Source organism: Streptomyces sp. YS-3, from assembly GCF_045257485.1.
Lineage (GTDB): Bacteria > Actinomycetota > Actinomycetes > Streptomycetales > Streptomycetaceae > Streptomyces.
In genome coordinates this window covers 1-3,834 of record NZ_JBJHPC010000644.1, presented here as the reverse complement: position 1 = coordinate 3,834, position 3,834 = coordinate 1, and the positions used below count along the sequence as shown (strand labels likewise).

Annotated in this window: 3 protein-coding genes; 2 read left to right on the top strand and 1 reads right to left on the bottom strand. The window is 68.2% G+C overall.

Going from position 1 to position 3,834, the window contains the following annotated elements:
* Positions 1-13: 13 nt before the first annotated feature.
* Positions 14-979, top strand: coding sequence for a right-handed parallel beta-helix repeat-containing protein (locus ACJA3G_RS32460; protein WP_406556614.1), 966 nt, complete (start codon positions 14-16; stop codon positions 977-979).
* Between the two features lie 104 nt (positions 980-1,083).
* On the opposite strand, the gene rpsA is transcribed toward ACJA3G_RS32460, so the two are convergent.
* On the bottom strand, positions 1,084-2,592 hold the full coding sequence (rpsA, locus tag ACJA3G_RS32455) for a 30S ribosomal protein S1 (protein WP_067157914.1): 1,509 nt from the start codon (positions 2,590-2,592) through the stop codon (positions 1,084-1,086).
* 375 nt (positions 2,593-2,967) lie between these two features.
* Here rpsA and ACJA3G_RS32450 point away from each other — a divergent pair, with 375 nt between their 5' ends.
* Positions 2,968-3,786: a class I SAM-dependent methyltransferase gene (locus ACJA3G_RS32450; RefSeq protein ID WP_406556613.1), complete on the top strand. Its 819-nt coding sequence runs from the start codon at positions 2,968-2,970 to the stop codon at positions 3,784-3,786.
* Positions 3,787-3,834: the final 48 nt, after the last annotated feature.

Genomic DNA, 3,834 nt, shown 5'->3' with positions numbered 1-3,834 from the left:
CCGGAGGCCCCCCATGCGTAACCGCCCCCTGCTCGTCTCCCTGCTCACCTGCGCTCTCGCCACCGGCGGACTCGGTCTCACCGCATCGTCCGCCCAGGCGTCCGCCGCCGTCGTCGACGTCATCACGGCCACCCAGCTGAAGTCGGCGCTCGCAGCCGCCCACCCCGGTGACACCATCCGGCTCGCCGACGGCACCTACACCGGCAACTTCAAGGCGACCACCGCCGGCACCGCGTCCGCGCGGATCACCCTCACGGGTTCGTCGAAGGCCGTGCTCAAGGCGAGCGGCGGATACGGCCTCCACCTCAACGGCGCCTCGTACTGGACGGTCAACGGCCTCACCGTCACCGGCGGCCAGAAGGGGATCATGATGGACGCGGCGATCGGTGTCGTGATCGACTCCGTGACCGTGCACGGCCTCTCCATGGAGGGCGTCCACTTCCGCAAGTCCAGCAAGAACGGCGTCATCAGGAACTCGCGCGTCTACGACACCGGCCGGGACGGCTCGGGCATGGGCGAGGGCGTGTACGTGGGCACGGCGGGCGACCTGTCCGACCGGAGCGACCAGGTGCAGATCCTGGGCAACACCATCGGTCCGGGCGTCGGCGGCGAGAACGTCGATGTGAAGGAGGGCACCACCGGGACCCGGATCGTCGGCAACCACTTCGACGGCAGCGGGCTGACCAACGCCAACTACGACGACTCCTGGGTCGATGTGAAGGGCAACAAGGCGGTGATCGAGGGCAACACCGGCGTTCACACCCTCAACAACGGCTATGAGACACACACGCAGCAGTCCGGCTGGGGCTGCGGCACGGTCTTCCGCTCCAACACGTCGGACCTGAGCGACTCCCCCGGTGCGCTGCGGCTCGCCGTCAACGTGACCAACTACAACGCGAACAGCTGTCCGACGACTGTCTACGCCAGCAACACGGTGACCGGTGGAAAGGGGCTGACCAACATCCCGGTCACCCCCTGACAGCGCGCCGCCCGGAGTGTCAGGGGGCGGGAACGATGTAAGGCCCGCCCCCCAATGGGGAGCGGGCCTTACATTTCGGCTATCTACCGACCGGGGTCAGAGCGTCAGCTCTGGCCGCCCGCCAGCTTCTCGCGCAGGGCAGCCAGGGCCTCGTCCGACGCCAGGGCGCCGGAGTTGTCGTCCGACTCCGAGGAGTACGAACCACCCGAGATGCCGGCACCGGCGTTGCCACCGGCGGCCGGGGCGGCAGCGCCCTCGGCAGCGGCGGCCTCGTCGGCCTCGCGGGACTTGATGACCTGGGCCTGGTGCTGCTCGAAGCGCTGCTGCGCCTCGGCGTACTGGCCCTCCCACGCCTCGCGCTGGGTCTCGTAGCCCTCGAGCCAGTCGTTGGTCTCGGGGTCGAAGCCCTCGGGGTAGATGTAGTTGCCCTGGTCGTCGTAGGACGCGGCCATGCCGTACAGGGTCGGGTCGAACTCGACCGACGCCGGGTCGGCACCGAAGGACTCGTTGGCCTGCTTCAGGGACAGCGAGATCCGGCGACGCTCAAGGTCGATGTCGATGACCTTGACGAAGATCTCGTCGTTGACCTGGACGACCTGCTCCGGGATCTCCACGTGGCGCTCGGCCAGCTCGGAGATGTGGACCAGGCCCTCGATGCCCTCGTCGACGCGCACGAACGCACCGAACGGAACGAGCTTGGTGACCTTACCGGGGACGACCTGCCCGATCTGGTGCGTACGGGCGAACTGCTGCCACGGGTCCTCCTGGGTCGCCTTCAGCGACAGGGAGACACGCTCGCGGTCCATGTCGACGTCGAGGACCTCGACGGTGACTTCCTGGCCGACCTCGACAACCTCGGACGGGTGGTCGATGTGCTTCCAAGAGAGCTCGGAGACGTGCACGAGACCGTCGACGCCACCCAGGTCCACGAAGGCACCGAAGTTGACGATCGAGGAGACGACGCCGGAGCGGACCTGACCCTTCTGCAGGGTGGTGAGGAACGTCTGGCGAACCTCGGACTGGGTCTGCTCGAGCCAGGCGCGGCGGGACAGGACCACGTTGTTGCGGTTCTTGTCCAGCTCGATGATCTTCGCCTCGAGCTCCTTGCCCACGTAGGGCTGGAGGTCGCGGACACGACGCATCTCGACGAGGGAAGCCGGCAGGAAGCCACGGAGGCCGATGTCGAGGATGAGACCACCCTTGACGACCTCGATGACGGTACCGGTGACGATGCCGTCTTCTTCCTTGATCTTCTCGATCGTGCCCCAGGCGCGCTCGTACTGCGCACGCTTCTTGGACAGGATCAGACGGCCTTCCTTGTCCTCCTTCTGGAGAACCAGGGCCTCGATCTCGTCGCCGACCTTGACGACCTCGTTCGGGTCGACGTCGTGCTTGATCGAGAGCTCGCGGCTCGGGATCACGCCTTCGGTCTTGTAACCGATGTCGAGCAGGACCTCGTCCCGGTCGACCTTCACGATGACGCCGTCGACGATGTCGCCGTCGTTGAAGTACTTGATCGTCTCGTCGATCGCGGCGAGGAAGGCTTCCTCGTTACCGATGTCGTTGACCGCTACCTGCGGAGTGGTAGAGGTGGTCTCGGTGCTGCTCGTCATGTGGGAAAGGGCTCCGGTTACGGACAGAAAGTCGTAGGTACTGCCACGCCGAGAGCCCGTATCGCCTCTGCAGAAGCCGGACAGCCTGGGAAGCGCCTATCCGGGTCGGTCCGGATGGCGCCTCGACAACCGAGGGGACATACAACAGATGGAAGCGCGCCTGCTAGGTCTGAGGTGCGCAGGCTCGCAGCGCAACTTGTAGCATACGGGGGCAGCCGGACAGGGTCAATGCGCGAAGGCGCACACCCGGGGAGGATCCCCGCATTCCCGGCACAACTGAGGTTCTCCGAGGCCACGCTGACCCGAAAAGGCCCAGCAGAAGTCGTTGGGCCGAACACGTGCTCGCGCTCTGCGCAAACTACAACGACGGACACGATGATCCAAGAGTTCGACGCCGAATACGAGCCGGACGCGACGCGGCGTGACGCCGACGACGCGGAGAGCAGCCGGGCCAGCCGGAGCTGGTGGGACCGGAACGCCGACGAGTACCAGACCGATCACGGAGCGTTCCTGGGGGACGACCGTTTCGTGTGGGGCCCCGAGGGGCTGGACGAGGCGGACGCGGCGCTGCTCGGCCCGGCCGGGTCGCTGAGGGGGCGGGACGTCCTGGAGATCGGCGCCGGGGCGGCCCAGTGCTCGCGCTGGCTGGCCGCCCAGGGCGCCCGGCCGGTCGCCCTGGACCTCTCGCACCGCCAGCTCCAGCACGCCCTGCGTATCGACGGCGGAACGATTCCGCTGGTGGAGGCGGACGCGGGCGCCCTCCCCTTCGCCGACGGCTCCTTCGACCTCGCGTGCTCCGCGTACGGGGCGGTCCCGTTCGTGGCCGATCCCGTGCGGGTCTTCCGTGAGGTCCGGCGGGTGCTGCGGCCCGGCGGGCGCTGGGTCTTCAGCGTCACGCACCCCATCCGCTGGGCGTTCCCGGATGAGCCCGGGCCGGAGGGGCTGAGCGTGGCGGCGTCCTACTTCGACCGCACGCCGTACGTGGAGCAGGACGAGGCCGGGAACGCGGTGTACGTCGAGCACCACCGGACGCTGGGCGACCGGGTCCGGGACGTGGTGGCCGGCGGTTTCCGGCTGGTCGACCTGGTCGAGCCGGAGTGGCCGGCGTGGAACACACAGGAGTGGGGCGGCTGGTCCCCGCTGCGGGGGAACCTGATCCCGGGCACGGCGATCTTCGTGTGCGAGCGGGACTAGGGGGACTGGCGGGACTAACGGGACTGGCAGGGCTGGCGGGGCCGGCGG